The organism is Streptomyces sp. NPDC001714, from assembly GCF_042892755.1.
Classification (GTDB): Bacteria; Actinomycetota; Actinomycetes; order Streptomycetales; family Streptomycetaceae; genus Streptomyces.
Genome location: NZ_JBIAUL010000059.1, coordinates 1 through 5,856 on the forward strand (window position 1 = coordinate 1; position 5,856 = coordinate 5,856).

5 protein-coding genes and 1 pseudogene are annotated in these 5,856 nt (G+C 65.5%); 4 read left to right on the forward strand and 2 right to left on the reverse strand.

Annotation, left to right across the window (positions count from 1 at the left end):
- Positions 1–166 precede the first annotated feature (166 nt).
- The 3 genes from ACFY0P_RS51970 (at position 167) to ACFY0P_RS51980 (ending at position 3,655) form a co-directional block, all read left to right on the forward strand.
- Positions 167–544, forward strand: a complete 378-nt coding sequence (locus ACFY0P_RS51970) for a hypothetical protein (protein WP_388929504.1) — start codon at positions 167–169, stop codon at positions 542–544.
- Positions 545–1,014: 470 nt separating this feature from the next.
- A complete protein-coding gene (locus tag ACFY0P_RS51975) occupies positions 1,015–2,721 on the forward strand; it encodes a DUF4209 domain-containing protein (protein WP_388929505.1) in 1,707 nt (568 codons plus the stop codon).
- A 256-nt stretch (positions 2,722–2,977) separates the two neighbouring features.
- The gene (locus ACFY0P_RS51980; RefSeq protein WP_388929508.1) at positions 2,978–3,655 is read left to right on the forward strand and encodes a DUF6183 family protein; all 678 of its coding nucleotides are present in this window, start codon (positions 2,978–2,980) and stop codon (positions 3,653–3,655) included.
- Positions 3,656–3,674: 19 nt separating this feature from the next.
- Here ACFY0P_RS51980 and ACFY0P_RS51985 read toward each other — a convergent pair whose 3' ends face one another.
- Together ACFY0P_RS51985 and ACFY0P_RS51990 are read right to left on the reverse strand one after the other, a co-directional pair.
- The gene (locus ACFY0P_RS51985; RefSeq protein WP_388929506.1) at positions 3,675–4,169 is read right to left on the reverse strand and encodes a hypothetical protein; all 495 of its coding nucleotides are present in this window, start codon (positions 4,167–4,169) and stop codon (positions 3,675–3,677) included.
- 242 nt (positions 4,170–4,411) lie between these two features.
- Positions 4,412–4,606, reverse strand: a pseudogene (locus ACFY0P_RS51990) (HNH endonuclease); the annotation flags it as partial.
- Between the two features lie 254 nt (positions 4,607–4,860).
- Here ACFY0P_RS51990 and ACFY0P_RS51995 point away from each other — a divergent pair.
- Positions 4,861–5,694 carry a hypothetical protein gene (locus tag ACFY0P_RS51995; RefSeq protein WP_388929507.1) on the forward strand — a complete coding sequence of 278 codons (834 nt, stop codon included), beginning with the start codon at positions 4,861–4,863 and terminating at the stop codon, positions 5,692–5,694.
- Positions 5,695–5,856: the final 162 nt, after the last annotated feature.

The window sequence follows — 5,856 nt, forward strand, 5'->3', positions numbered from 1 at the left end:
CGTCCTTGCTGCCCATCCGTGATCCTTCCCGGCAGAGACCACATCTCATGCCAGACAGGTCATACCGGGGCATACACAAACTTCAGGACAGTCCCCAAGCTCAAGGTTCGCTGTCACAGGACATCGATTATCCGTTCGATAGCGTGAGGTGTGGGAGGTGGCTGTGGTGAGCGCAGACGGTCCGTTGCGTGCAGGGTCGACGGTGATGCATGTGCGCTGCCCGGACAGGGCGGGGCAGGAGGTGTACCGGCAGGTCCTGGAGGTGCTGTCGGAGCTGTCTCCGACCGTGCAGGCCGCGCCTCCCGCGGCGGCTCTGGTGGAACTGCGGGGTGCGCTCGGATACTTCGGTACGACCGCCCAGGGGCTGGCGGACATGCTGCGGCTGAGGACGGCCGCGCGCCTGGGGATGATCGACGTCAGGGTCGGGATCGGTCCGTCGATCACGGTCGCCGCGACTGTCAGTCACCTGCGAAGTTGCCGCACAGCTAGTTCCTTGACCTGGGATGCGGTAGTTGCATCGATAGAAATCCCGGACCCCATGTGACGTGCGCCTATGTGATTCTCTCTGAGTTGATCATGCTGTTGAGCTGTGGTGTTGCAGTTTGAGCGGTAGGTGTTGCAACTCCATTGGTAAGTTCTTTGAATTCGAGAGATGCGATTGTTTCTCGATCTGTCATATGCATGGCGTGAATCATCTGGCGAGGGTGAGACGCAGCGTGCTGCACGCCAGGGTGGCGGTGTCTGCCGGGTCTTTCTCCGCAATCGGCATCGCGGGTCAGGGGTGAGGGCCTGCTGGCAGCACGACTGGGGGAGCAGCGCCTTGGGTCAGACGCCCTTCGCGGCAACGAGGATGAAGTTCAGTCAAGGTTGGGTTCAATCCGCAGGATGATCTTGAGGAATCGGCAGTGCGGCTTGGCGAAGGCGTCTCGCGGCTGAGCAGAACCGGATCGGAGAAAATCGGTGGGTCCGGTCCGGAGCTGTGCCGATACTGGCGACGACGGAAGTGAGGCTCCCATGCTGCAGGTTGAGCCGAGTGTTCTCGGCGCCCTCATGGAAGCGGCGGAGGACGCCGTTTCCTATGAGGCCATCGCCGTCGTGCTTGCGGCCGCGGACATCGATACGACTACGGCCGCCGCACAGCAGCGTGATGCACTGGTTGCCGCGCTGCGACTCCGGCTATCCGGGACGGGGAAGGCGCAGGTTTTCACCGGGACGCTCCCCGGCGACCCGCTCAAGGGGCGCTCTGCAAGCCTGACTGAGGTCACGACCGACACGTTGGAGATCTGGAGCGCCTACGCCGATGCGGTGAGTGCCCCGTTTGTCCGCGGTCGCCTTCATCATCTGCTGTCGGACGCAGGACGCGGCCGCAAGTTCGATCGCGCTCGGCGTGCAGTCGCTGGGTATCTGGACGCGGCATCGCTTCTGCTCGCCGCTCCGAAGCGTTTCCCCGGGCTGGTACGCGCGACCGAGTGCTTGCGCTGGGCCGGTGAGCTCGCCCGGGCCTTCAACCAGCCCGACCTGCAAAAGCGCGTCACCGAGGACATGGTTGCTCTGGTCGAACGCGCCCTGGCCGACCCCGAGGACGAGCCGGGGATCGTGCGTAGCCTTCTGGAAGGACTGCGCCTTCAGCGTTACGACATCACGGACTTCGCGGAGCGCGCCGCACGTCGTTATGCCGGCGATGTGCACGCTCATGTCGGCTTCCTCAAGCTGCTGCGGGAGGTGGCGCCCGCCTCCCGCGGAGCCGACATCGACACGGCGATCGTCGACGCCCTCCTCGACGCCGCCGACGCCGACATCAACGCCGGGTTCCGTCGGCATAACCTGCTGACCCGGGCCGCGACCGAAGCACGGAACCGGGGTCTGTCCGAACTGAGGGTGCGTGCCGAGATGGCCCTGCAACAGACTGATCCTGACTCTCTGGGATGGACCTGGCTCCGCCGCGTACTCATCCCCCCGCGGGGACTGTCCGCCGGGGCGCGAGCGCACATCGACGCCGCCGTGGATCTGCGAGACGCCCTGTGGCGAACCACGCAAGACGTGCATCAGGCGATGCGCGAGCACGCCGACGATGCGCACGTGCTCGAAGGGCTGCTGCGGATTCCGCGCACGCGCATCAACACCGCCGGACCTGTCCAGGTCACCCCGCCCGTCGACGCCGACGACAACCACGTTGCCGCGCTGCAGGTCCTCGCGATGGACTTCCTCGGGCACCTCACCGCCGATCAGCTCGACCGCATCCAAGAACGCTTCGTACCCGACGAGGCCGAGTTGATCACCGCTCTGGCCCACGACATTGTCTTGCCCGAGCCGCGTGCCCGAACTCTCGCCCGCGCCTTCGGATACTTCTGGCTGGGGGAGCTCGATGCGGCGGCGTGCATCGCCCTGCCCCAGGTCGAGCAGATCCTCAGACAGCTCCTGCGCCACCGGGTGCCGATCGTGTCTGTGGCCAAGGGGCGGGCCCCCGGCACTGTCGACCAACTGGGCGGACTCATCCGCAGCATGACGGCCGCCGGGTATCCCGCGGATTGGAGCCGAGCCCTGGAGCTCCTCCTCGTCGACCCCGACCGCGGCATGAACCTACGCAACGACATCTGCCACGGCCTGATCGACACCCCGCCCAAGCACCGCGTCGCACTCATCCTCCAGGCAGCGCTCTACCTGCTCAGCCACGCACACGGACACCGAACCCCCGCGCCCATCGCGCAGCCCGCCCCCTGAACAGGTTCAGGCCGAGCTCAAAAACGACAGGGACAGCGGGATGGACTCGGCGAGTCGGCAGCGCTGTTCGGCACAAGCATCATCAGCTGCGTAAGGCGTCAACAACCTGAAGGACCCGGTGGAGACCAAGCTGCACACTGCGGTCTGCGCGGGCAAGGTCACCCTCGCCCAAGCCCAGCAGGCAATCGTCACCGACTGGACCACCGCCCTCACCACGCTCGGCCTCAGCTGACACCACAGCCCCGGCCGGCCGAACATCGGCGGCAGCTCACGCGTCGCAACCTCGGAGGAGCTTCGGGTCTTCCTCGTGCACGAGTTGGTGCTCAGAGGCGTCACGATCGCGGACTCGCCGACGATCGAGGCGTGGGCGACGTCACCGCACTGGCGCCATCATCCGCTCGCCTGGCTGCCGTTGGAACTGTTCGCGATCGAGGAGGCACCGACCCTCCCGAGTTACTCAGTGGGTGGGGGCAGCTATGCGATGCCTTACGGCCCCCTGGACGGCCCTGAGGTCACGCTGGGCAGCGTTACGCACCTGCCGCAAGTGACCGATACAACGACGGAAGAGTTCAGCGAGGCCGCTGCTGCAGCGGTGGCCAACTGGGCCGAGGAGTCCAACGGCCGCAGCGAGGCCGGAACGTATGACCTGGTGGATCCGGTCGAGACGGAGGCCCTTCCCGGTCTGTTGATGACACTGGGCCTGGAGTGCCTGAACGGGGTAGGTCCGCGCAAACGCCTCGCCCTCTCCTCCTGCCGACCGGAGCACGCCTGGCGCATGCTCTTCGGGCGGCATCGACCGGCGGCGCGTATAACAACGGCGACTACGGGGTGCCGCCACGAAGTGGTTCGAGCGCGTGGCGTGGGATATAGGGCTGGTCTCAGTCGCCCCGGGGCTCGGCGCATCGCCGTGCTGGCAGCCACGGACACGGACTGATCCCACTGAGGAACTTGGATCACCCGCTGCCCTCCTGGGCTTTGTCGTTGTGGATCAGCTCGGTCATCTTCAGGAGGAGGCGGAAGTATGCAAACGCCTCGGGGAAGGCCCACGGATAGCCCAGCTCGGCAACGTACCGGCGCAGCCTCGGCAGGCACTTCGTCATGATGTTCTGTCGACCCCGGTCAAGATCCCCGTCATTCGCGAGATAGGTGGATACACAGCCGGCCAGCCACGTGTCCAGCTCGACCAAGTCTCCCTTGCTAGCGGCTGGAACGTCGGGAAAGGGGGATCGGCGGTGGGTGGCCCAGAGCCGTCCGACCTCGCCGAGCATCGCCTGCTTACCGTCGGGACCGGGCCATCTCCACCCGATCAGGTATCGCACCTCCGCCTTGCGGGGACTCCTGTGGTGCCGAGTTTTGTCGACACGGCGGCGATCTGCGAACGACGCCACCTCCTTCAGCCACACCGTGCGGCTGGCCTCCAGCTTCTCCAGGGCATGAAGCAGTGCCATCTCATCGCTCTTGAGGTCGCCTGCCGTGCTCAGGTATGACCACGTTCCCTGGAATCCGAGTGGGCAGTAGCACCCCACTGCATCTCTCAGAGCTCGGAAGCGCCTGCCGAAAGGGAGATCACGGTCACGAACCTGCCTGGCATACGCGCGGAAACTCATGCGCTGATCATCTCGCAGCCGCCGCTTGTCGGCGGTATGGCGCTGACGTTATGAACTGCAAAAGTACTGATTCAGATCGTCGCGGCTACGGATACCAGGTGGTCGACGTCCAGCTTGCTCGCACTGTCGAAGTACCGGTCGTCATACGGGCTGTACCAGCTGCCGCCAGTCAGCGCGCACTTCGGGCCGACTTCGGGCGCGGTGACGGCTTCCTCCAGCAGGACCTCGGCGCGGGTGTTGCAGCCGTCCTTGTCCGCGTCCGTCCAGTGCTTGAACTTGGGGACAGTCCCAAGGACGGTCTCGCTGAGGAGCCGGACGACCACGCGCTCGGACGCTCGCGCGGCGGGTTGACCACGAAGACATCGCATGTCGTTGGCGGGTCAAGTTGAGTCGTCGGTTATGGGGAGGCTGGGCCTCCTGCAGTTCGCCGCCGGTTGAGGAAGGCGGTAGCGTCCACGGGGTGCTGGACGGTCCTGATGTAGCGGTGGCTCTGCGACGCGGGGTGCGTGCTCGCTCCCACGCCTGGGAGTTCGTGCGCTGGTTCGCCGACGCGTGGATGGGCCGTCCGGTGGAGCTGGAAGATGGCTGCACCGCTGATGAGCTGGCGGCAGTGGAGGCCGACCTGGGCTTCGAGCTGCCGGCTGCTTTGCGTGAGGGGTATGCGCTCATCGGCCGCCGGGACGACCTGACTCGGCAGCAGGACCCACTGGTCAGACCGCCTGGCCTTTATGTCGACGACGCCTTGGGCGGCGTCCTGGTCTTCCGTCGGGAGAATCAGGACTGCGCCTTCTGGGGAATCCCCCTGAGCCAGGTCGACCAGGACGATCCACCGGTGGTGGTGGAATCACATCAGGGCTGGATTCCGTTTCTTGATCGAATGTCCCTGGTGTGGGTCGAGTTGGTGCTGAGCGAGTCACTCTTCGCCGTAGACAGCCTCTATGACGCCTGCGAGTTGCCCGACGCACTGATGCCAGGTCTCCACGCCAGGTATGCCCGAGTCGGCCTGCCCGACCATCCCATGTGGGCGAGCGACAACGACTCACCCGTCCGCTGGTACGCAGCTCCCGCCGGCTGGTCCGCCGGGACGGCCTTCAGGACCAGTCCTGGGTTCACGCGCGCGGGCGCACGTTTTCCGATCTTGAGACCATCCGTGACGAGCTCCCAGGCCCTTGGGTCGGCTGAAGTCACACCCGCCATCAGCATGGGCATGTTCGTGATGGGGACCGGTCAGACGATCACGCAGCGAGCACGACGGCAGGCGCAAAAGCGGCCGCGGAACTCATCGTGTCCACCGTCCTGGCCGCCCTCCGGCCTTACCTCCTTCTCGTTGAGGCCCTCGCTCGTCGGGGCCAGGCCGTCGGCGTGAAGTTCGCCGTGCGCGGAGACCGTGAACGCCTCGGTCTGCTTCGCTCGCTCAGCGATGCTCTGTGCTTGACTCTGTCGGGGAGTGTGTCCTGAACACGATGAGGAGCTCTATGTAGGAATTGCATCCTCAAGTGATGCTGTGCGGGAGATGAAGGAATTGGCC